Genomic DNA, 24436 nt, shown 5'->3' with positions numbered 1-24436 from the left:
CGGTTCGATCGGCAGGACGGGCGCCTGCCGATCGAAATCTCGTACGTGTGAACACCAGCCGTTCGGCTTGCCCGTGTGCTCGCGGAGGCGTGGGATCAGGTGGCCTCGGGCATTCCGGGGCTCGGCGGTGGCGCCGAAGGTGTGAGTTTGAGTTCGGCTCCGTCCATGAGCTGCGCCCAGCGGGTGTAGTAACCGCGGGCACCGATGTCGTTGAACAGGTGCCCGGTGCGGACGTCGAAGCCGGGGATCTCGGCTCCGGTGGGGTCCTCGAAGCCCATGCCCATCTGGTAGTTCAGCGGGGTACTGCGAGCGGCGAACCCCCGGCCCACCACGGAGATCTCCGACCAGTTCTCGTTGTCGTCGCTCTCGAAGATGCCAGACGTCGAGAACACCAGAGTGATGCCGTTGAGTTTCTGCCGCCGGGTCTCCGCGTCGAGTCCGACCGGAACAGCGACCCAAGCCCAGATTTCCATCTCCTCGGGGCCACGCGGCTGCCACAACCGGATCGGACCGGCGAACCCGAGTACGGAGAAATTGGGAAAAACCGTGGCGTGCGCGACCGTGGGTTCGCCGGACAGGTTGACCATCGCCCCACCGTGCCCGGCATCGCTGGAATACTGGAAGATCTTCCCGTCCGGCTGGGGAATTCCTCCCATGGCCTGCAATGCGGAGGCGTGCGTGGTGTCGGTGTGGTAGCCATCGGTGGCGAACCCTTCGGCCGGCAGCTTCCAGTTGCCCTTGACCCGCCACTTCATCGGACCGACCAGCTCGATGTCACCGCCCAGCGTGTCGATGAACGAATCCAGGGCGGGCCGGGCGGTGTCGAGGTAGTCCACCAGGTCGGCGACTTCGGGATCCCAGGAGCCGAAGATCATGCCGCGGTAGGATTCGACACGGGTGACCGGTATCAGTGACCAGCCTGCCTTGTCCAGCCTGCCGTGGTAGCCCTCGTCCTCGCGCGGTACTTGGACCAGCGAGCCCGAAGTGTCGTAGGACCAGCCGTGGAAGGCGCAGGTGAACCGTTTGGTGTTGCCTTGCTCCTGCCGGCACACCCGCATCCCCCGGTGCCTGCACACGTTGAGCACGGCCCGGATGCCGCCGTCGCGCTGCCTTGAGACGATGACCGGATCCTCGCCCATCGTCGCGGTGACGAAGTCCCCCGGCGAGCGCAGCTGCGACTCGTGCGCCAGGAACAGCCACGAGCGGGCGAAAACCGTGCTCAGCTCCCGTCGATAGATTTCTTCCGAGTGGAAGATGTCAGCAGAGACTGTCCCGGTTTTGTCGAAATCGATCAGATCCGCATACATCCGCGCCACGCTCCCGTCATAAGTCGATGTCGGATCGGCTGCTGTCAGAAGAACAGGCCGAGGTTGTTGGCCTGCACCACGCTCTCGGCGAGATGGATGGTGCGGTTGACGATCTGAAAACCCAGGTCGGCATGGGCACGCAGCGTGTCCGTTCGCCGCCCCGAGAAGGAGTCGACGTCGTCGGCCAGCCGGTTGCGGTAGAGGCGGAACACACTGCGAACGAGGTATTCGTCCGTCATGCCGGTGGGTTCGGCGGTGATGTTCGTGATCGACCGGACGGTGCGGGCCGGTGGGTTGTCGGACCACGCCGTTGGCTGTTGCAGCCGTGCCACGCGGAGCGCCAGGGTGCCCTTGTTGTCATCGTAGTGGTTGAACTCGTCGAGTCCACTGGATTCCGCGAGCAGATCGCGGTGCAGCCGGGTACGCCGCAACGGCATGAAGTAGTGTATGTCGTCGGCGATCAGGTCGAACCAGTCGTTGTAGCGAGCTTCGTCGAGCAGCCGTGCTTCGAAGTACAGGAACTGCTCGACCTCGTACAGCACCGAGGGTTGGACACGACGCGGTGGCCGCACCGCCGGTGCATCGGCTGAACGAGGCCGGTATGCCTGGGTGGAGATGACGGGCTCGGTGGACGCGGTCATGCGGAGACTCCCTCAGGGAATCGGGGCGGTCAACGGGTAACGGAAATCGCGAGTTCGACCGGGAGAACCAGGACGTCCCGATCGATCGGGGGCAGGGTCATCGCCGAGCTTTCAGGTAGATCACCTCGTCGATCACCGCGACCGTCCAGGTCTCGACGGGCTCGGTGGCCGGCATCGTGAGCGCGGCCCCGGTGCGCAGGCAGAACAGGGAAAGGTGCGCCGGGCACTCCACCGTGTCGCCATCGACGAAACCGTCCGAGAGCGGTACATCGTCGTGCGTGCACCGATCGGTCACGGCGTAGATACCGGTGGCGGCGCGCACCACCACGACCGGCCCCCACGGGGTCTCCACTCCCCGGGGCTCGTCCAACGCCAGCTCACCGGCAGGACACACCGGGACCATTTCGGTGGGCGCTGCACTCATCGGACCTCTCTTCCTGACGCCCCACCAACATCGGTGGCGGCTGGCCGGGCACGATTGATGAAGGTAGCTCAGGGAATGCGGGTCGCCAAGTGGTGGCGGTACGCCCGCACCGGTGCCGTGTCGACCGTGGACAGTCCGGTCACCTTCCGCGCCCACTTCGCCAGCGGCTTCGTACTGGCTTCGCCGGTGAACGCCGCCCCGAGCGACGCCATCAAGCCGTGCTTGACGACTACCCGCTTCAGCGGTGACATCTTCTCCTTCGAGAAAGACCGGAGGAGGTAGCTCCCCGCCGTCATACGTTGCCGGACGGAAGCCTTGACCTGCGGTGATATGTCGTTCTCCGCCACCCAGTCCAACCGCCCGCATTCGGACGCCGCCTTGTCGAAGGTGGTCATCTGCTGATCGGTGAAGAGATCGACCATAGATAGGTGCCCCCCGGGCTTGAGCACCCGTGCGACCTCGTTGAAAAAGCCGTCCAGACGCGGGTAAAGATGCGAACTCTCCACGTTGACGACGACATCGAAAACGCCATCGTCGAAGGGCATGGACTCGGCGTCGCCAACAGTGAAGGAGAGCGTCTTCCCACGCGAATAACGTGCATTCGCCCGATCGACCGCGGTCTTGGAGATGTCCATCCCGGACATCTCCGCCCCGTCGATCACCCGAGACAGGAAGGCGAGCCCGGCACCGATACCGCTGCCGACCTCGAGCACGCGTTTGCCGCGGTAGTCCGCGATGCTCAGCGGAACCTGGCGAAGCGCGTAGTAATACAACAGCTCAGAGAAACCATCGGTGTCGAAACTGTTGAAACCGGGAATGATCTCTTCGAGTTCCTGCTGCAGTCCGGGATCGTGGTATCCCCAGTTCCACAGAATACCGAAATTCCAGTTGGCGGCGATCATGTCGTACGTGGAAGAGACCGCTGCCTTGGTCTTCGCGGCTTCCTCGTCGCCGTCGGTCCCGGTGCCCGCCGGGCTCAGTTGGCCTGACTTCGTATTGACCATTACCACTTCTCCCCATCGCTCGGTCTGGTAGAGCTGTTGGCAACTGCTTCATTCGTGGCGCGCGGTCTGGGGTGTGCCGCGGGGCGAAAGACCGGCTCGGCGGTAGATCGCGTCGATCACCCCCATGGTGGGGATGAAGTGCTCAGGCCCGGTCCGCAGGGGCTCACCACGCAGCACCGCGCCGGCGAACGCCTTCAGTTGGCACGTGTAGGTGTCCGGCTGCTTCGCCACCCTCTCCGCGGTCTTCTTCCCACCCGCCTGCAGCACGAGTTTGTTGAACCCCTGCGGCGCGATCGGGTTGACCACCGTCAACGTGCCCGCGGATCCCTCGACTCGTCCCTTGATCGCGAGGACCGGCCAGCCCCACATCACGGTCCGGATCCGGCCCGTCGCGCCGTGGGGAAAGCGCAGGCGGGCATCCATCCACCGGTCCACGTCGGGCGCCCGGGTCTTCGCCCTGGCCCTGGTCACCTCCACGGGTTCCATACCGGCGAGCGCGCGCAGCACCGACACCGCATACACGCCCAAATCCATAGCGGCACCCCCGCCGAGTTCGTACTGCCAGCGAATGTCCTTGCTGTTCGGCACGGGAAAGCTCACCTGTGCCTCGACATGCCGGATCTCACCGATCGAGCCGTCCGCGATGATCTCCGCGATCCGGTCGAAGAGCCCGTGGTAGAGCGGGTGCATCGCCTCGCAGATGACACGGCCTGTCCTGGTCGCGACCTCGGAGAGCAGCCGAGCCTCGGCCTCGTTGCTGGTGATCGGCTTCTCGCAGAGAACGTGCTTGCCTGCCTCCATCGCCCTGGTGCTCCACACCGCATGCAATGCGTTGGGAAGCGGAACGTAGACCGCGTCGATGTCCGGATCCGCCAGCAGCGCCTCGTAGCTGTTGTGAACTTTCCGGATACCGAGTTTCTCCCCGTGTTCACGCGCTCGGCCGGTGTCCCTGGCCGCGATCGCCGTCACCAGGATCTCCGGCACGTTCCGCGCCGGGTCCGTCAGCGCCTGCTTCACGACCCGGGCTGCCCCCAGAACACCGATTCGCACCCGATCAGTCAAGATCGTCTCCTTCCGGTTGTCCGCGCTCCCGACTACAACGAGCCTTGCACCACCTGAGCGACCCGCAGCGCGTTGGCGGCTATGGTGAGGCTGGGGTTCATGCCGGTGCTCGAAGGGAACATCGAAGCATCGACCACGTAGAGGTTGTCCAGGCCCCAGGCGCGGTTGTCGGGGTCGAGCACGCTGGTCCCGGGGTCATCACCGAAGCGGCAGGTGCCGCACTCGTGGCCGAAGACACCGTTGGACTGCGCCCCCGGCAGGTGAACCGGGTAGATCCGCGAACCGGGGTACTTCCCCAGCGCCGTCTTGATCGTTCGCATGAAACTCCCGTGCCGCTCCAGGTCCGCTTCGCCGGCCCGGTACTGCATTTCGAGCAGCATCTTGCCGGAGCCCGGCAGGACGCGGTTTCGTTCATAGGGCAGGTCCTCGGCGATCGACGCCATGACGATGACACGATCCTCCAGTTCGCGTTTCCAGTACCTGCCGGCGAGCCGGCGGAAGGGACCGAAGATGCGCCGTCCCTGGCGGCTGCCGTTCATCAGCGTTTCATACGGGAAGACCCGCCCGAGCGACTGCAGCGCACCGAACTTCCGGCCGTCGCCCAGGTAGAAGTCACTGACTCCGATTTCCTTGGTCTGACCGGACACGGGTGCCGCGCGTACGCGGAAGAGAAAAAGGTCGATGAAGTGGCGCATCAGGTTGCGGCCGACGAGATCGTTGTCGTTGGCCAGGCCGTGCGGCCATTCCTTGGATTTCGAGTCGAGCAGGAGCACGGGCGTGCACAGCGCGCCGGCCGCGAGAACGACCACCTTTCCCCGGAGGTGGAGCGTTTCGCCGTGTCGTCGGGCGACCACACCGGTCACCTTCGTCCGGCTCGCCTCCAGCCGGACCACGGTGGTCTGGTCGAGCAGCGCGGCGTCGTGGTCGCGCACGGCGGGCTCGACACAGATGTTGCCGGAATGGTTCTTGCACTTCGAGGCACAGAGAAAACCCTGACAGGCTTGGCAGTTGTCCTTGTACTCGCAGGCAACGTGCAGGTTGTAGGGATGCATGCCGCGTTCGGTGAGGAACTCGGCGATCTCGGCGTTGGCGGCCGTCATGGGGGGCGGCTGGCGCAGCGAGTCGGTGTCGTCCTCGGGGCGGAGCGGATCGGCTGCCCCCCGGACCCGGTAGAGCTGCTCGGCTTTCCGATACCAGGGGGCCATTTCGTCGTACTTGATCGGCCAGGCTTCCGGAACGCTGGAGTCACCGAGGTCGGCGAACGCGGCGCGCGGCTCGAAGTCCTCCCGGAAGAATCGCTCGGTGACCATTCCGTAGAGGGCGGAGGAACCGCCGGTGCCGGATCCGATGGTCGGCGTGAACGGTTGCGGCTTTCCTTTCCGGGTGGTGTCGAGGACCTGCTCGGTGTTCCGCCCGGCACGGGCGAGGCGATCGCGGTGCTCGGCGTCGGTCAGCTCGGCTATGTCGAAGGTCTGCTCGGGGAAAACTCCGGCGATCGTGCCGGGTGAGGAAAAGCCGGAAAGGCCCTTTTCGAGGTAGAGAACGCGCCGGCCGAGTCGAGTGAGTTCGTAGCCGATCGTCCCCCCACCCATACCCGCTCCGATGACGATGACGTCCCACAGAATCGACTCGGCCTCGCGTGGATCGGTCACACTGCCTCCCAGCTTCCGCTTCTTTCGAGCCTCGGGTGGTGACATCACCGGATTACCGGCACGATATCCCAGAAATGATCCACCATCCAGGCTGTATAGCTGTTCGAGTCGGCCACGGGATTCGGCCGTCTGCTTCGACCACCCGGTCAGTCGTGCGCATACCCGTCATCGTCCGGCAACACGATCCCGCACAACCAGTCTTCTACCGCCCGCGCGGTGGACCCGGCGAATTCGTCCATCATGTTCCAGTGGTCACCGGGCACGTCGACGGCGGTGTGCTCGAGTTTCCACGAAGTTCGCAGTTCTTCCGCGTTCGCCTCCGGCTCACCGGAAACCGGCGGCGTCAGAGCACGAACGAAGAGAGTCGGCGCGGATATCTTGTCCGCTTGCCACTCCAGGAACAGGTCGGCGTATGCGGCCATCGAGGTCAGCTGCACGTGGTCGTACTGCCCGAACCGCCGTTCGCGCTCGACTTGGTCGTCCGCCCACATCGCCCGCAGCGATGGGACCATTTCACTCCGCGGCAGGATGGTATCGATGATCACCACCGCGGCGGGCTGGGTGCCGAGGCTTTCCAGCCTGCTCGCGACGGCCTGGGCGAACCAGCCTCCCGCCGAATGCCCGACGAGCACGATCGGCGCACCCGCCGCGGACCGCGCCACCGTCTCCGTGTGGACCTCGAGAACGTCGTCAAGGGTGGCCGGCAACCGTTCGTCCCCGACGAATCCGGGCGACAGCAGCACGGATACGTTGCGCAGCTCGCGGAACGCGGCGGCGAACCTGGTGTACTGGTACGGGCTCTGCTCGACCATGGGAGAGGTGAAGCAGAAAACGCTCGCCCGACTGTCTTCACCGGACAGTCGCACCAGTCTCGGCTGCTGCGCCTCCGCCGAGCCGGCGCGGAAGACCGGCCGCAGGCGTGCGGCCGCCCGTAGCAGGTCGAACCCCTCGTCGTACCGGCCAAGTTCGTTGGCCCTCCGGTACAGCGACGCGATCACATCCGACGAACCGTCGCCAGCACCCTGCGCAGCCGGTACTCCCTCCACCGCTTCCTGACCGCCCGCCAGAACCTGCGGTCGCAGGTGCCGCGCCAGCGCGATGGGCGTGGGGTGGTTGAAGATCAGACTCGTCGGCAGGGAGATGCCGGTGGCCCAGCTGAGCCGGTTGCGCAGTTCCACCGCGGTCAGCGAATCCAGCCCCAGTTCGGTGAACGCCCGGCCCGGTTCGACCCCCTCCACCCCGCTGTGCCCGAGGATCGAGGCGGTGTGCGTGCGCACCACTTCCAGCAGCACCCCGTGCTGGTCTTCCGTGGACAGTCCGGCCAGCCGGGCGACGAGGGATTCCGCGCCGTCGACGGTGGGTTGCTGGGCGGTTCTCCTGGCCGGCTTGCGGAACATCGCGGGCGCCGCACCGGCCTGCGCGGCCACCCGCAGCGCGTTGGTGTCCAGGCTGGCCAGGACCAGCAGCCCCTCCCGCACGGCCAAAGCCTCGTCGAACAGCGCCAGTGCCTGCTCGGTGGTCAACGGCATGACACCGTGAGCGGCTATCCGGTCGACGTCCACATCGCTGGTCAGCTCACTGGTCTGCTCCCACAAACCCCACGCCAGGGAGACAGCGGGAAGCCCCTGCGCCCGACGGCGCAACGCCAGCCCATCCAAGAACGCATTCGCCGCCGCATAGTTGCCCTGGCCAGGACCACCGAGCAACCCGGCCATCGAGGAGAACAAGACGAAGGCGGCCAAGTCCTGGTCTCGGGTGAGTTCGTGCAGGTTCAGCGCGGCGTCCACCTTCGGCCGCAGCACCGCGTCTAACCGCTCCGGCGTCAGCGACTCGATGACCCCGTCATCCAGCACCCCCGCCGCATGCACCACGCCCGTCAGCGGATGCTCCGCCGGAATCCGCGCCAGCACACTCGCCAGCGCCTGCCGATCAGCCACATCACACGCCACCACCGACACCTCAGCACCCAGCCCCGTCAGATCGGCCGCCAACTCACCCGCACCCGGCGCGCTCATTCCGCGACGACTGGTCAACACCAGATGCCGCACCTCGTGCTCCACCACCAGGTGCCGCGCCACCAACCCACCCAACGTGCCAGTACCGCCCGTCACCAACACGGTGCCACCCTTGGCAAAGCCCCCGGAAACACCACCGGGCACCGCAGGAACCCGTTCCAACCGGGGCACCCGCACCACACCGTCGCGCAACGCCACCTGCGGCTCATCCAACTCCAACGCCGCCGGCAACACCGCCCACGACCCCGCACTCCCATCCACATCCACCAGCACAAACCGACCCGGATGCTCCGACTGCGCCGACCTCACCAAACCCCACACCGCAGCCCCAGCCAGATCACCCACACCCTCACCAGCCGCTGCCGCAACAGCACCTCGCGTCACCACCACCAACCGCGAACCCGCCACACGCTCATCCGCAAGCCACGACTGCACCAGCTCCAGGACATCTCCGGTGGCGGTGTGGGTCTCGTTGGTCAGCTCGCCGCTGAACAGATCGGTGGGGACGACCCCGACCAGCGCCGCCTCCAGCACCTCCATGCCCTCGGCCAGCGAAGCCACATCGCGGCACCGGGTGATCTCCACGTCGGCCATTTCGTCCAACGGCCGCAACACACCGGCGGTATCGCCGACCACGGCCCACCGCGCGAACTCCGCGTCCACGCCGGCCACCGACGATTCGGTCCAGGCCACGCGGAACAGCGAATCGTCGTCAGGACTCACCGCCCGCAGCTGCTCGGCCGACACCGGACGGGTCGCCAACGACCCGACCACCCCTATCGGCAGGCCCTCGCCGTCGGCGAGCTCGACCGACACACCGTCCGAACCGGCAGGCGAAATCCGCACCCGCAACACCGACGCATCCGAGGGGAACACCGACACCCCCGACCAGGAAAACGGCAACCGGGCCTGGGCGACATCAGCCGCACCGCTCACGAAATCCCCAGCCGTGATCCCGTGCAGTGCCGTATCCAACAAGGCCGGATGTAGCCCGAACCTCCCCGAACCCGCCTCGCCGGGCAATTTCACCTCGGTGAACACGTCGGCCCCACGCCGCCAGACGCCGGAAAGCCCCTGGAAGGCAGGCCCGTAATCAAGACCGACCCCAGCCAACCGCTCATACACCTCGTCGACCGACACCGCCTCAGCACCCGCCGGCGGCCAGGTCGCGAGGTCGAATGCCAGGGCGGGGATGTCAGGGGTGAGGGTTCCGGTGGCGTGTCGGGTCCACGGCCGCGCCAACGCATCCTCGGCACCATCCTCCGGTCGCGTGTAGACACTCAACGACCGACTACCCGAATCGGCGGCATCACCGACCACGACCTGAATCTGCACACCACCCCGCTCCGACAACACCAGCGGAGCCTCCAGCACCAACTCCTCCACCACGCCACATCCCAGCCGCGCACCAGCCTGCAGCGCAAGCTCGACAAACCCGGTCCCCGGGAACAGCACGGAACCCATGACGGCGTGGTCGGCCAGCCACGGCTGCGATTCGATCGACAACCTGCCCGTCAACAACACCCCACCGGAATCAGGCAACCCGACAGCCGCACCCAACAACGGATGCTCCGTCGCGGTCAGCCCCAGACCCCGCGCATCACCAGCCGGAGCACCCGCCTCCAACCAGAACCGCTGCCGCTGGAACGGATAGGTAGGCAGGTCCACCCGGCGGGCACCGGTCCCGGCGAAGAACGTCTCCCAGTCCACTGCGGCACCGTGGGCGTGGGCCTCACCCAACGAGGTCACGAACCGGTCCAACCCACCATCGTCACGACGCAACGTCCCGACCGCCGCGGCAGGGACATCGGCGTCTTCGATGGTCTCCTCGATGCCCAACGTCAGCACCGGATGCGGACTGACCTCCACGAACACCCGATACCCATCAGCGAGCAGCATGCGGGTCACCGGCTCGAACTCCACGGTCTGCCGCAGGTTACGGAACCAGTACTGGCCGTCCAGGGTCGCGGTATCCACCGGCGCACCGGTCACCGTCGAATACATCGGGACAGAAGCCGACACCGGCGACACCGGCGCCAAGACATCCAGCAGCTCCTCACGGATCCGCTCCACCTGCATCGAATGCGACGCATAATCCACCGGAACCCGGCGAGCCCGCACACCCTGCGCCTCACACGCCGTGATCAACTCGCCCAGCGCATCCGGATCACCCGACACCACCACCGAAGCCGGGCCATTCACCGCCGCCACCGAGAGCCGCTCACCCCACGCAGCTATCCGCTCCCGCACCCGCTCGACCGACTCCGCCACCGACACCATGCCGCCACGACCAGCCAAAACAGTCAACGCTCGACTGCGCAACGCGGAAATCCGGGCCCCATCCTCCAGCGACAGCCCACCAGCCACACAGGCCGCGGCGATCTCGCCCTGGGAATGGCCCACCACCGCCGCAGGCACCACACCGTGCGCACGCCACACCTGGGCCAGTGACACCATCACCGCCCACAACACGGGTTGCACCACGTCGACCCGCTCCAACGAGGGCGCACCCACAACCCCACGCACCACGTCCACCAACGACCACTCCACAAACGACGACAACGCCGCCGCACACTCACCCAACCGCTCCGCGAACACCGGAGACGACTCCAACAGCCCCGCCGCCATCCCAACCCACTGCGACCCCTGACCGGGGAACACGAACACCACGCCCCCAGAACCCGAGGCCGCCGTTACCGGCCAGTCACCCCCAGCAACCGCGTCCAAACCACCCAGGAACTCGTCTCGATCACCGGCCACCACCGCCGCACGATGCTCCAACGCAGCCCGACCAGTAGCCAGCGAGTACGCCACATCCACCGGGGACAGACCCTCATCACCCCGCACCCGCGCAGCCAAACGCCCAGCCTGCGCCCGCAACGCATCCGGCGTCCTGGCCGACAACACCCACGGGATCACGTCCAGCGAACGACCCGGTGCCTGCTCAACCGGAAGCTCCGGCGCCTGTTCCAGGACGACGTGTGCGTTGGTGCCGCTGATGCCGAACGAGGACACCGCAGCGCGCCGGGGCCGCTCTACCTCCGGCCAGGACCTCGTTTCGGTCAACAACTCCACCGCACCCGCCGACCAGTCCACATGCGACGACGGCGCATCGATGTGCAGGCTCTTGGGCAACACCCCGTGCTGCAACGCCTGCACCATCTTCATCACACCAGCGACTCCAGCAGCCGCTTGCGTGTGCCCGATATTCGACTTGATCGACCCCAAACAGAGCGGATGCCCCTCGGGCCGATCCTGACCGTAAGTGGCCAGCAACGCCTGCGCCTCGATCGGATCACCCAGAGTCGTGCCCGTCCCGTGCGCCTCCACGGCATCGACCTGATCCGCCGACAAACCCGCATTGGTCAACGCCGCCCGGATCACCCGCTGCTGCGACGGACCATTCGGCGCCGTCAACCCATTCGACGCACCATCCTGGTTGACCGCCGAACCCCGCACCACCGCCAACACCTCATGCCCATTCCGCCGGGCATCCGACAACCGCTCCACCAACAGCAGCCCGACACCCTCGGAAAAGCTGGCACCGTCCGCAGCCTCCGCGAACGGCTTGCACCGCCCGTCCGACGCCAAACCGCGTTGACGAGAGAAATCGATGAACGCCGCGGGGTTGGACAACACAGTCACCCCACCGGCGAGTGCCAGCGAACACTCCCCCGACCGCAACGACTGCGCCGCGAGGTGCAACGCCACCAACGACGACGAACACGCCGTATCCACCGTCACCGCCGGACCCTCGAAACCGAACACGTACGACACCCGGCCCGACGCGACACTCCCGGCACTACCGTTGCCGAGATACGCCTCGGCGCCGTCCGGAACTCCACCGGGCCGCACGCCGTAGTCGTGGTACATCACGCCCGCGAACACACCGGTCGCACTGCCGCGCAACGAATGCGGATCAATCCCCGCACGCTCGAGCGCCTCCCACGCGGTTTCCAGCAACAACCGCTGCTGCGGATCCATCGCCAACGCCTCACGCGGCGAAATCCCAAAGAACCCCGGATCGAACTCCGCCGCGTCATAGACGAACCCGCCCTCGTTGACGTAGCTGGTACCGACATTTTCCTGATCCGGGTGGTACAAGCGCTCAACATCCCAGCCGCGATCCGCCGGAAACCCGGAAATCGCGTCCCTCTTCGACGAAACCAGGTCCCACAACTCCTCGGGGGAACTCACACCGCCGGGGAACCGGCACGCCATACCCACGATCGCGATCGGTTCCGGTTCCTCGGCCTGCTGGAGCCGCTTCCGCGTCTGCCGGAGCTCGGTCGTAACCAGTTTCAGGTACTCCCGGAGCTTCTCCTCGTCCGCCATCTCCATCATCCCGTCGAAGTCGTGGTCAAGCACCGATGTGTCGAACGCTGTTTCGCAAGGTGTTCACTTGTTCGCGGTACCGCCGGCGCGGACAGCTATCCGGCCAGTTCGACCATTTTCGGAACCACCTCGATGGCACCTGGCAACGCTTTCACTTCCGCCGCGACGTTACTGGCTTCGGCCCGCATCGCGGTATCGGCCAACAGTTTGTGCACCTGTTCGGCATCCAGCTCGCCAGGCCGCACCACCATGCCGAGGCCGCGCTTGTTGATCGCGCCGGCGTTGAGGAACTGGTCGTCGGCCTGCGGCAGCACGATCTGCGGCAGGCCCGCGTCGATCACCGTCAGGGCGGTGCCCGCACCACCGTGGTGGATCACCGCATCCGAGGTGGCCAGCAGTGCGTTCAGCGGCACCCATTTGACCAGGCGGATGTTCTTGGGCAACCCCCGCAGCTCGGTCGGGTTGGCACTGCCGATCGTCAGGACGAACTCGGCGTCGATCTCCCCGGCGCCCGCGACGAACTGCCGAAGCGCGCCGCTACCGAGCATCTGCGGGATGACCGAGCCGAGGGTGACCGTGATACGCGGCTTGCTCGGCGGGGTGTAGAGCCACTCCGGCATCAGCGCGCCACCGTTGTACGGTTGGAAGCGCATCGGCCACCCGTGCGAATAGCTCGAGCGCATGCTCGGCGGCGCCACGTCGATCGAGGCGGTCGGTGCCCCGGGGACGACGCCGAAACGCTCGTAATCCTGCGTCATCCGCTCGTACATCGACCGGCTCATGTCGATCGGGATACCGAAGTTGATGCCGTGCATCACCGAGGGAATACCCAGCTTCCTGGCGACCAGCGGACCCGCGCCGTCCATCGGTGTGTGCACGACCAGGTCGGGGCGCCACCGCTCGGCGAGCTTCATGGTGCCGAACAGCATGTTCCTGCTGCACTCCGCGAACAGCCGGATCGAGATTTCGGTGGCGACGGACGGCTCGTGCAGATGGGGGACCAGATCGGCGGAATCCCGCAGGACCTTGCTGAACACGCCGGTGAAGTCGACGTCCGGTGCGGCGTCGACGACCTGGAGGCCCGCCTTCGCTGGGGTTTCGTCGTAGCCGCGGTAGTGGCCGGTGGCGAGGAGGACGTCGTGCCCGGCCAGCCGGCACGCCCACGCGGTCGGCACGGTGGGGAAGGTGTGCCCGACACCGGGGGAAGTCACGAACAGAACGCGCATGGTGAATCCCTTCCTACGAAAGCTCAGTCAGCCAGGCCGGTCAGGACAGGTCCAGTTCCTTGTTGATGAGGTCGAAGATCTCCTGATCACTCGCCTGCTCGATTTCCTCGTCGACAGTGATCCGCTCACGGCCCTCGGCCTTTTTCCACCTGGCCAGCAACGCTTCGAGCCGTTGGGTAACGGTCTCGCCAGGGGTTGCCCCGGCCAGCGCGGCTTCCAGCCGGTTCAGCTCGACCAGGCCGGTGACCTGGCCGACCGCTTCGTCCTCGTCGAATTCGGTACGCAGGTGCTTGGCGAGCGCGGTCGGGGTGGGGTAGTCGAAAACGAGCGTGGTCGGAAGCCGCAGTCCGGTGGCCGTGTTCAGCCGGTTCCGCAATTCCAGGGCGGTCAACGAGTCGAAGCCGAAATCGCTGAACGCCCGGGTCGGCTGCACGGTCTCCGGTGTGGTGAAGGCGAGCACACCCGCGACGTGCTTGCGCACCAACTCCACCAGCATCCGCTCGCGCTCGACACCACCCACGCCGGCCAACCGCTGCCGCAAGGCGTCGGCCGAATCGCCGGACTTGGCCGCGCTCCGGGGACGGGTGCGCACCAGGCCGCGGAACAAAGTCGGAAGCTCACCGGACCGCAGTGCACGCAGGTCGATCCGAGCCGCGGCCAGCGCCCCTTCGTCGAGTCCGAGTGCTGTGTCGAGCAACGCCAGACCGTCCTTCGTGGACAGGCCGTCCACTCCGGCGCGCTGCATCCGTCCCACGTCGGTTGCGGCCAAGCCGCCAGTCAGTTCGCTGGCCTGCTCCCACCGTCCCCATGCCAGGGAGACGGCCGGGAGCCCCTGCGCCCGACGGCGCAACGCCAACGCATCCAAAAACGCGTTCGCCGCCGCGTAATTACCCTGACCGGGACCACCCAGTAGCCCAGCCATCGAAGAGAACAAGACGAACGCACTCACATCATGCTCACGGGTGAGTTCGTGCAGATTCAACGCCGCATCCGCCTTCGGCCGCAACACCGTGTCCAGCCGCTCCGGCGTCAACGACTCCACCACACCGTCATCCAGCACCCCCGCCGCATGCACCACACCCGTCAACGGATGCTCCGCCGGTATCCCAGCCAGCACACTCGTCAGCGCCTGCCGATCAGCCACATCACACGCCACCACCGACACCTCAGCGCCCAACTCAACGAGCTGGGCCACCAACTCCCTCGCACCCGGCGCGTCCATCCCGCGACGGCTGGTCAACACCAAATGCGCCACCCTGTGCTCCACCACCAGGTGGCGTGCCACCAACCCACCCAACGTCCCAGTACCACCCGTGATCAACACCGTGCCCTGCGGATCGAACCCCGCACCACCACCGCCCGACACCACAGGAACCCGTTCCAGCCGCGGCACCCGCACCACACCGTCCCGCAACGCCACCTGCGGCTCATCCAGCTCCAAAACGCCCGGCAACATCGCCCACGACTCCGCACTCCCATCCACATCCACATCCACCAGCACGAACCGACCCGGATGCTCCGACTGCGCCGACCGCACCAAACCCCACACCGCAGCCCCAGCCAGATCCCCACCACCCACCACACCCCGCGTCACCAACACCAACCGCGAACCCCCAAAACGCCCATCCGCAAGCCACGACTGCACCAGCTCCAGGACATCCCCGGTCGCGGTGCGGGTCGCGCCGGCCACCTCACCCCCCACACACTCAACCAACACCACCCCCGGCACCTCATCCTCAGCCAATCCAGCCAAGTCACCACGGCGCACAACATCCACACCATCCACACCAGACAACTCAGCACACCGACCACCCACCACACCCCACCGCGCCGGCACACCACGCCCCACAACCGACGTCTCAACCCACCCCAGCCGGAACAGTGAGTCATCACTCCCAGGACTCGCAGCCCGCAGCTGCTCGACCGACACCGGACGCGTCACCAACGACTCCACAACCGCAACCGGCACACCATCGCCATCGGTGAGCGCCAGCGTCACGCTGCCCGACCCGTTCGGCGACAGCCGGGCCCGCAGAACGGAAGCCCCGGTCGCCCTCAGCGACACCCCTGACCAGGAAAACGGCAGTCGCGCCTGGCCCGAGGTCTCGGTATCCGTGCCGCCATTCCCGGCGACGATCCCGTGCAACGCGGCGTCCAGTAGTGCCGGGTGAATTCCGAACGAGCCCGGTTCCACACCCTCCGGAAGCCTCACCTCGGCCCAGATCTCGTCGTCCCGCTGCCACACCGCGGACAGTCCCTGGAACGCCGGCCCGTAGTAGAGCCCCAACGCGGACATCCGGTCGTACACCTCGTCCACCGGCACCACCTCGGCATCCGCCGGCGGCCACGTGTTCAGGTCCGACGACGGCTCCCTGGTCGCGGCGGACAACACTCCGGTGGCGCGCCGGACCCAGGCTTCCGCCAGTTCGTCCATGCCGTCCGGTCGGGAATAGATGTTCAGCGCCCGGTTACCGGAGTCGTCGGCATCGGCGACCACGACCTGGACCTGGACCCCGCCCCGCTCCGGCAGGACCAGTGGGGCTTCCACGATCAGCTCGTCGAGAACGTCGCAGCCAATCTGACGGCCGGCTTGCAACGCCAACTCGACAAACCCCACCCCCGGGAACAACACCGACCCGAACACCGCATGATCGGCCAGCCACGGCTGCGATTCGATCGACAACCTGCCCGTCAACAACACCCCACCGGAATCAGGCAACCCGACAGCGGCACCCAACAACGGATGCTCCGTCGCGGTCAGCCCCAGGCCCCGCGCATCACCGGACGGAGCGACCGCGTCCAGCCAGTAACGGTGGTGTTGAAAGGCGTAGGTAGGCAGGTCCACCCGGCGGGCACCCGTCCCAGCGAAGAACGTCTCCCAGTCCACTGCGGCGCCATGACCATGAGCCTCACCCAACGAGAGCAGGAACCGATCCAACCCACCCTCATCGCGACGCAACGTCCCGACCGCCGCGGCAGGGACATCGGCGTCTTCGATGGTCTCCTGCAACCCGGTGGCCAACACCGGATGCGGACTGACCTCCACGAACACCCGATGCCCATCCGCGAGCAGCGCGCGGGTGGCCTGCTCGAACTCCACGGTCTGCCGCACATTGCGGAACCAGTACTCCGCATCCAGGCTTGCGGTGTCGATCAGCGCACCGGTCACCGCGGAGTAGAACGGAACATCACCGGGCATCGGGGTGACCGGCGCCAGCGCCTGCGACACGACGTCGTAAACGTCGTCCACATGCGGTGAGTGCGCCGAGAAGTCCACTCCGGGAACCGTCCACCGCATCACCCCCGCCTTGCGCAATACGCGCTCGAACTCCCGCAAGGAAACCGGATCACCGGTGACCACCACCGACTTCGGGCCGTTGACCGCCGCCACCGAGATTCGCTCGCCGAACGGCTCGATCCGCTCCCGCACCCACTCCGCCGACGCCACGATCGACAACATCTCACCGTGGCCCGCCAGGGCCAGCAGGGCTCGACTGCGCAACGCGGAAATCCGGGCCCCATCCTCCAGCGACAGCCCGCCAGCCACACAGGCCGCGGCGATCTCACCCTGCGAATGCCCCACCACCGCCGACGGCACTACGCCGTGCGCACGCCACACCTGCGCCAGCGACACCATCACCGCCCACAACACCGGCTGCACCACATCCACCCGCTCCACAGACGGCGCACCCGCAACCCCACGCACCACATCCACCAACGACCAATCCACAAAGCCGGACAACGCCGCCGCACACTCACCCAACCGCTCCGCAAACACCGGAGACGACTGCAACAACCCCGCCGCCATCCCGGCCCACTGCGACCCCTGACCCGGGAACACAAACACCACATCCCCAGAACCCTGAGCAGACCCCTGCACCACGCCCTGGGGCAACTCACCCGCAGCAACCGCGTCCAAGCCACGCAGGAATTCGTCCCGTTCACCGGCCACCACCACCGCGCGATGCTCCAACGCCGTCCGGGTCGTCGCCAGCGAGTACGCCACATCCACCAACGAAAGATGCTCATCACCCCGAACCCGTGCGCGCAACGCACGAGCTTGGTCCCGCACTGCTTCCGCGCTCTTCGCCGACAGCACCCACGGCACCACACCCAGCGAACGACGCGGTGACTCGTCGGCGGGCTCCGGCTCGGGCGCCTGCTCCAAGATCACATGCGCATTCGTGCCACTCGCGCCAAAAGACGACACGCCCGCACGAAGAGGCCGTTCCACGTCCGGCCACGGCGTCGATTCGGTCAGCAGTTCCACCGCACCGGTGGACCAGTCCACATGCGGGGAAGGCGCATCGATGTGCAGGCTCTTGGGCAACACCCCATGCCGCAACGCCTGCACCATCTTCACCACACCAGCCACACCAGCAGCCGCCTGGGTGTGCCCCATGTTGGACTTGATCGACCCAATCCAGAGCGGGCGATCGCTTGGCCGGCCTTGACCGTAGGTGGCCAACAGCGCCTGGGCCTCGATCGGATCACCCAGAGTCGTGCCCGTCCCGTGCGCCTCCACAGCATCGACCTGATCAGCCGACACACCCGCATTGGCCAACGCCTGACGAATCACCCGTTGCTGCGAAGGACCATTCGGCGCCGTCAACCCATTCGACGCACCATCCTGATTCACCGCCGAACCCCGCACCACCGCCAACACCTGGTGACCATTGCGCCGAGCATCCGACAACCGCTCCAATAGCAAGAGCCCCACGCCTTCGCCCCAGCCGGTGCCGTCCGCCGCCGACGCGAACGGTCTGCACCGGCCATCCGTCGACAGACCGCGCTGGCGGGAAAACTCGGAGAAAATACCGGGGTTGGACATCACCGTCACGCCACCGGCGAGCGCCAGCGAACTTTCACCGGACCGCAACGACTGCGTCGCGAGGTGCAACGCCACCAACGACGACGAACACGCCGTATCCACCGTCACCGCCGGCCCCTCGAAACCGAACACATACGACACCCGGCCCGACGCGACACTCCCGGCGTTCCCGTTCCCGAGATACGCCTCAACACCCTCCGGCACCACACTCGAACGCATGCCGTAGTCGTGATACATCACACCCGCGAACACACCAGTCGCACTACCCCGCAACGACCGCGGATCAATTCCCGCACGCTCAAGCGCCTCCCACGCGGTTTCCAGCAACAACCGCTGCTGCGGATCCATCGCCAACGCCTCACGCGGCGAAATGGCGAAGAAGTCAGCATCGAAGTCCGCCGCGTCGTACAGGAAACCGCCCTCGCGGGCCCGGCTCACTCCCTCGTAGCCCGGCGCGGACGCGAAGTCGTACAGCCCCTCCACGTCCCAGTTCCGGTCCTCGGGGAGCGCGGAAACCGCATCGACCCCGCCGGCGACCAGCTCCCACAAGTCCTCGGGCGACCGCACGCCGCCGGGGAAGCGGCAGGCCATTCCCACGATGGCGATGGGTTCGTCGGGTTGTGCCAGCGTGGCCGGGGTTGCGGTGGCTGGATGATTGTTGGTGCCGGCGAGTTGGATTTGGAGGTGATGGGCGAGTTTGGTGGGGGTGGGACAGTCGAAAACGAGGGTGGCGGGAAGTTGTAGTCCGGTGACGGTGTTGAGGCGGTTGCGCAGTTCCAGAGCGGTCAGGGAGTCGAACCCCAGCTCGGTGAACGACCGGTCCGCCCCGATGGTGTTCGGGTCGGTGAAGCCCAATACGCCCGCCACCTGCTTACGGATCAGCTCGATCAACATCCGTTCCCGCTCGGCCTCGCCCGCACCGGCCAGCCGCTGCCGCAACGACCCCGCCGCACCGGACCCCGCCCTGCTCGCACGCCGCACCGGTCCGCCCACCAGGCCACGCAACAACGCCGGAATCCGAGTAGTAGATCGCAACGCGACCATATCCATCCGAGCTGGAACCAGTACCCCTTCCTGCGTGGACAAGGCCGTGTCGAACAGGGCTAGTGCCTGCTCGGTGGCCAACGGCGCCACACCGTGTGCGGCTATCCGCTCGGTATCCACATCGCCGGTCAGCTCACTGGTCTGTTCCCACAAACCCCACGCCAGCGACACCGCGGGAAGCCCCTGCGCCCGACGGCGCAACGCCAACGCATCCAGGAAGGCGTTCGCCGCCGCGTAGTTGCCCTGACCAGGAGCACCCAGCAGGCCAGCCATCGAAGAGAACAGGATGAACGCACTCACATCATGCTCACGGGTGAGTTCGTGCAGGTTCAACGCCGCATTTACCTTCGGGCGCAACACCGTGTCCAGCCGCTCCGGCGTCAGCGACTCCACCACACCGTCATCCAGCACTCCCGCCGCGTGCACCACACCGGTCAACGGGTGCTCTGCCGGTATCTGCGCCAGAAGACTGTTCAACGCCTCCCGATCGGCGACATCACACGCAGCGACCGTCACCTCAGCACCCAGCGTTGTCAGCTCGGCCACCAACTCTTCCGCGCCAGGCGCTTCCACCCCGCGACGACTGGTCAACACCAAATGCACCACCCCGTGCTCCACCACCAGGTGCCGCGCCACCAAGCCACCCAACGTGCCAGTACCGCCCGTGATCAACACCGTGCCCCGCGGATCGAACCCCGCATCGCCCTCGCCCGACACCACAGGAACCCGCTCCAGCCGCGGCACCCGCACCACACCATCAGCAATCGCTATCTGCGGCTCATCCAACTCCAGCGCCGCCGGCAACACCCCCCACGACCCCGCACTCCCATCCACATCCACCAGCACAAAACGACCCGGATGCTCCGACTGCGCCGACCGCACCAAACCCCACACCGCACCACCCACCGGATCCCCACCACCCAGCACGCCGCGCGTCACCACCACCAACCGCGAACCCGCCAAACGCTCATCAGCAAGCCACGACCGCACCACCCCCAACACCCAACCCAGCACACCACGCACCACACCCCCACTCATCCCGTCCGCCACGCACTCAACCAACACCACCTCCGGCACATCCCCACCCTCAGCCAGCGCGGTCAAGTCGCCGTGGCGGACGATGTCCACACCATCCACACCAGACAACGCCCCCAGCTGATCACCCACCACACCCCACCTGGTCGGCACACCACCACGCCCCACAACCGACGACTCGACCCACCCCAGCCGGAACAACGAGTCGTGCGCATCCCGGGCCCGCAACTGCTCAGCCGACACCGGACGCGTCACCAACGACCCGACCACCCCCACCGGCAAGCCCTCACCATCAGTGAATTCCACCGACACACCATCAGAACCCACAGGCGAGATCCGCACCCGCAACACCGACGCACCCGAAGCGAACAACGCGACACCCGTCCACGCGAACGGCAACCGCGTCCCACCCTCCTGCCCATCGGCAGCAAGACCCGTCGCATGCAGCGCCGCATCCAACAGCGCCGGATGAATCCCGAACGCACCCCCCTGCTCAGTCTCATCCTCACCCAACGCGACTTCAGCGAAGATGTCGTTCCCGCGGCGCCAGACCGCCGTCAAACCCTGGAAGCTCGGCCCATAGTCCAACCCAGAGCCGGCCAATCGCTCGTAGAAGTCGTCTATCTCCAGCGACACCGGCTCGGCTCCCGCTGGCGGCCAAGCCGTGAAGTCGAACGACGGCGCCGCGGTCCCCGCACCCAGCACACCGGTGACATGGCGAGTCCACGGCCGCGCGAGCACATCCTCGGCGGCGAAGTCCTCCGGTCGCGTGTAGACATTTAACGGCCGATTACCGGAGTCGCCGGCATCACCGACCACGACCTGAACCTGCACACCACCCCGCTCCGGCAACACCAACGGAGCCTCCAGCACCAACTCCTCCACCACATCGCAACCAACCCGCGCACCAGCCTGCAACGCAAGCTCGACAAAACCAGTCCCCGGAAACAACACAGAACCCATGACAGCGTGATCGGCCAGCCACGGCTGCGACTCGACCGACAACCTCCCCGTCAACAACACCCCACCGGAATCAGGTAACCCGACAACCGCACCCAACAACGGATGCTCAGCCGCACCCAAGCCAAAACCACGCACGTCACCAGCCGAAGCGACCGCGTCCAACCAATACCGCTGCCGCTGGAACGGATAAGTAGGCAGGTCCACCCGGCGAGCGCCGGTCCCAGCGAAGAACGTCTCCCAGTCCACTGCGGCACCATGGGCGTGGGCCTCACCCAACGAGGCCACGAACCGGTCCAACCCACCATCGTCACGACGCAACGTGCCCACGGCCGCCGCCGCGATCCCGGTGTCCTCGATGGTTGCCTGCAATCCGGTCACCACCACCGGATGCGGACTGACCTCAACGAACACCCGACGTCCATCAGCAAGCAGCGCGCGGGTGGCCTGCTCGAACTCCACAGTCTGGCGCAGATTGCGGAACCAGTACTCCGCATCCAGGCTCGCGGTGTCGATCAGCGCACCGGTCACCGTCGAATACATCGGGACCGAAGCCGACACCGGTGACACCGAAGCCAGGACTTCCAGCAACTCCTCACGGATCCGCTCTACCTGCACCGAATGCGACGCATAATCCACCGGAACCCGGCGAGCCCGCACACCCCCCGCCTCACACGCCGCGATCAACTCCCCCAACGCATCCGGATCACCCGACACCACCACCGAAGCCGGACCGTTCACCGCCGCCACCGAAATCTGGTCACCCCACGCAACGATCCGCTCACGCACCCGCTCCACCGACTCCGCGACCGACACCATGCCGCCACGACCAGCCAAAACAGTCAACGCCTGGCTACGCAACGCCACCACCCGCGCACCGTCCTCCAGCGACAGCCCGCCGGCCACGCAGGCGGCGGCGATTTCGCCTTGGGAGTGCCCCACCACGGCCGCAGGCACCACCCCATACGAGCGCCACACCTCGGCCAGTGACACCATCACCGCCCACAACACCGGCTGCACCACATCCACCCGCTCCAGAGACGGCGCACCCACAACCCCACGCACCACATCCAGCAGCGACCAATCCACAAACGCCGACAGCGCCGCCGCACACTCACCCAACCGCTCCGCAAACACCGGACTCGACTCCAGCAGCCCCAACGCCATCCCGACCCACTGCGACCCCTGACCAGGGAACACGAACACCACGCCCCCAGAACCGGCAGCCGCCGCTACTGGCCAGTCACCCGCAGCAACCGCGTCCAAACCACGCAGGAACTCGTCTCGATCACCGGCCACCACCGCCGCACGATGCTCCAACCCAGCACGACCAGTAGCCAACGAGTACGCCACATCCACCAGCGACAGACCCTCATCACCCCGCACCCGCGCTGCCAAACGCCCAGCCTGCTCACGCACCGCATCCGGCGTCCTGGCCGACAACACCCACGGCACCACACCCAGCGGACGACCCGGCGTCTCGTCAGTGGGCGAGTGCTCCGCCGCCTGCTCCAAGATCACATGCGCGTTGGTGCCACTGATGCCGAACGAGGACACTCCAGCCCTGAGCGGACGTGACACCTGCGGCCAGGGCCTTGCTTCGGTGAGCAGCTCCACCGCACCCGCCGACCAGTCCACATGCGACGACGGCGCATCGATGTGCAGGCTCTTCGGCAACACCCCGTGCCGCATCGCCTCCACCATCTTGATCACCCCAGCCACACCAGCAGCCGCCTGCGTATGACCGATATTCGACTTCACCGACCCCAACCACAACGGACGACCTTCAGGCCGATCCTGACCGTAGGTCGCCAACAAAGCCTGCGCCTCGATCGGATCACCGAGAGACGTGCCCGTCCCATGCGCCTCCACCACATCAACCTGATCCGCCGACACCCCCGCATTCGCCAAAGCCGCCCGGATCACCCGCCGCTGCGACGGACCATTCGGCGCCGTCAACCCATTCGAAGCACCATCCTGATTCACCGCAGAACCACGCACCACCGCCAAAACCTCGTGCCCATTCCGCCGGGCATCCGACAACCGCTCCAACAGCAACAACCCAACACCCTCGGAGAAACCAGCACCATCCGCCGACTCCGCGAACGACTTGCACCGACCGTCCAGCGAGGCTGCGCGTTGCCGCGAGAACCCGACAAACACCCCCGGGGTCGCCATCACCATCGCCCCACCGGCGAGTGCCAGCGAACAGTCACCGGACCGCAACGACTGCGCCGCCAAATGCAACGCCACCAACGACGACGAACACGCCGTATCCACTGTCACCGCAGGACCCTCGAACCCGAACACATACGACACCCGACCGGACAGCACGCTGGAGACGTTCCCGGTTACGACATGGCCTTCCGCACCTTCCGCGCTGTTCGAGAGCAGACCCATGTAGTCCTGACCGCTACTTCCGACGAATACCCCGGTAGCACTGCCCTGCAACGATTCGGGTTCCATTCCGGCGCGTTCGAACACCTCCCACGACGTCTCCAGCACCAACCTCTGCTGTGGATCCATCGCCAGCGCCTCACGCGGCGAAATCCCGAAGAAAGTGGGATCGAATTCGGTCGCTCCGGCGAGAAATCCACCGGCCCGCACGTAACTCGTGCCGGGCTTGTCGGGATCGGGGTGGTAAAGTTTCGCCGTGTCCCAGCCGCGATCCGAGGGAAATTCGGAGATTGCGTCCATCTCTCCGGAGACGAGGTCCCACAACTGTTCCGGCGAGCTGACGCCACCCGGGTACCGGCAGCTCATCGCCACGATGGCGATCGGTTCCCGCGACTTCTCCTCGACGTCGCGCAGCCGTTCGTGCGTCTCCTGCAATTCGGTGGTCACGAACTTGAGGTATTCCCGGAGTTTTTCGTCGTTCGCCATCAGAACACCTCCTGGTT

9 protein-coding genes are annotated in these 24436 nt (G+C 66.4%); all 9 read right to left on the bottom strand.

The genetic code is table 11. From position 1 onward, the window contains the following. Window positions 1-95 precede the first annotated feature (95 nt). On the bottom strand, window positions 96-1307 hold the full coding sequence (locus L3Q67_RS31735; RefSeq protein ID WP_499185108.1) for an aromatic ring-hydroxylating oxygenase subunit alpha: 1212 nt from the start codon (window positions 1305-1307) through the stop codon (window positions 96-98). 44 nt (window positions 1308-1351) lie between these two features. Then, the gene (locus tag L3Q67_RS31730) at window positions 1352-1948 is read right to left on the bottom strand and encodes a nuclear transport factor 2 family protein (RefSeq protein WP_499185107.1); all 597 of its coding nucleotides are present in this window, start codon (window positions 1946-1948) and stop codon (window positions 1352-1354) included. Window positions 1949-2045: 97 nt separating this feature from the next. Then, entirely contained in the window at window positions 2046-2372 is a 327-nt protein-coding gene (locus L3Q67_RS31725) for a non-heme iron oxygenase ferredoxin subunit (RefSeq protein ID WP_499185106.1), read from the bottom strand. A gap of 68 nt (window positions 2373-2440) precedes the next feature. After that, on the bottom strand, window positions 2441-3376 hold the full coding sequence (locus L3Q67_RS31720) for a class I SAM-dependent methyltransferase (RefSeq protein ID WP_499185105.1): 936 nt from the start codon (window positions 3374-3376) through the stop codon (window positions 2441-2443). Between the two features lie 48 nt (window positions 3377-3424). Then, entirely contained in the window at window positions 3425-4393 is a 969-nt protein-coding gene (locus L3Q67_RS31715) for a Gfo/Idh/MocA family protein (protein ID WP_499185104.1), read from the bottom strand. 77 nt (window positions 4394-4470) lie between these two features. Beyond that, on the bottom strand, window positions 4471-6090 hold the full coding sequence (locus L3Q67_RS31710; protein WP_499185103.1) for a GMC family oxidoreductase: 1620 nt from the start codon (window positions 6088-6090) through the stop codon (window positions 4471-4473). Window positions 6091-6236: 146 nt separating this feature from the next. After that, entirely contained in the window at window positions 6237-12473 is a 6237-nt protein-coding gene (locus L3Q67_RS31705) for a type I polyketide synthase (protein WP_499185102.1), read from the bottom strand. A gap of 62 nt (window positions 12474-12535) precedes the next feature. Continuing rightward, window positions 12536-13666, bottom strand: a complete 1131-nt coding sequence (locus L3Q67_RS31700; RefSeq protein WP_499185101.1) for a glycosyltransferase family protein — start codon at window positions 13664-13666, stop codon at window positions 12536-12538. 40 nt (window positions 13667-13706) lie between these two features. Then, window positions 13707-24419 (bottom strand): type I polyketide synthase, encoded by a 10713-nt coding sequence (locus L3Q67_RS31695; RefSeq protein ID WP_499185100.1) that lies wholly within the window; start codon window positions 24417-24419, stop codon window positions 13707-13709. Window positions 24420-24436 lie beyond the last annotated feature (17 nt).

The sequence above is a fragment of the Saccharothrix sp. AJ9571 genome (genome assembly GCF_021725495.1).
Classification (GTDB): Bacteria; Actinomycetota; Actinomycetes; order Mycobacteriales; family Pseudonocardiaceae; genus Amycolatopsis; species Amycolatopsis magusensis.
Note: the sequence above shows the minus strand (reverse complement) of the source record. Positions and strands in the feature narration are given on the sequence as shown.

Bases quoted from the DNA above. Each gene is read 5' to 3' on its own strand.
- L3Q67_RS31735 (WP_499185108.1), bottom strand. From the start codon at position 1,307: ATGTATGCGGATCTGATCGATTTCGACAAAACCGGGACAGTCTCTGCT.
- L3Q67_RS31725 (WP_499185106.1), bottom strand. From the start codon at position 2,372: ATGAGTGCAGCGCCCACCGAAATGGTCCCGGTGTGTCCTGCCGGTGAG.
- L3Q67_RS31700 (WP_499185101.1), bottom strand. From the start codon at position 13,666: ATGCGCGTTCTGTTCGTGACTTCCCCCGGTGTCGGGCACACCTTCCCC.
- L3Q67_RS31695 (WP_499185100.1), bottom strand. From the start codon at position 24,419: ATGGCGAACGACGAAAAACTCCGGGAATACCTCAAGTTCGTGACCACC.
- L3Q67_RS31730 (WP_499185107.1), bottom strand. From the start codon at position 1,948: ATGACCGCGTCCACCGAGCCCGTCATCTCCACCCAGGCATACCGGCCT.
- L3Q67_RS31720 (WP_499185105.1), bottom strand. From the start codon at position 3,376: ATGGTCAATACGAAGTCAGGCCAACTGAGCCCGGCGGGCACCGGGACC.